1 pseudogene is annotated in these 484 nt (G+C 81.2%); it reads left to right on the forward strand.

Going from position 1 to position 484, the window contains the following annotated elements:
* Nucleotides 1–484: pseudogene (locus tag D7V93_RS43945) on the forward strand (Y-family DNA polymerase); the annotation flags it as partial.

Consider the following 484-nt stretch of genomic DNA (forward strand, 5'->3'; position numbering starts at 1 on the left):
GCCCACGGCGCGGGCGAAGCTGCTGCTGGAGCTGGCCCGGCACCGGCTGGGGGAGCTGCGGCTGGAGCGCCCCGTGGCGGAGGTGGCGGTGCGGGTGGACGCGCACGACGAGGACCTGGGCCAGCAGCTCGCGCTGGGGGACGCGCCGGAGGGGGACGCGGCCCTGGAGGGGGTGCTGTCGCGGCTGGCGACGACGCTGGGCGAGGAGGCGCTGTTCGCGGCGTCCCTGGAGGCGGCGCACCGGCCGGAGGCCGCGCACGTCCCCCGGGCCTTCCATCCCCCGGAGGCGCGGCGCGGCCTGCTGTCGGCGCCGGAGCCGAGGGAGCTGACGGACCTGGCGGAGCGGACGGGGCCGGTGACGGTCTGGCGCGAGTCCGGGGCGGCCCGGGAGCGGCCGTCGCGGCTGCTGGCACGGCCGGCCCGGCTGGACGCGGAGCTGGCGGAGTCGGGGGCGCTGCTGGCGGCGCGGCTCGGGGGGCGACGG

This window comes from Corallococcus llansteffanensis (assembly GCF_003612055.1).
Classification (GTDB): Bacteria; Myxococcota; Myxococcia; order Myxococcales; family Myxococcaceae; genus Corallococcus; species Corallococcus llansteffanensis.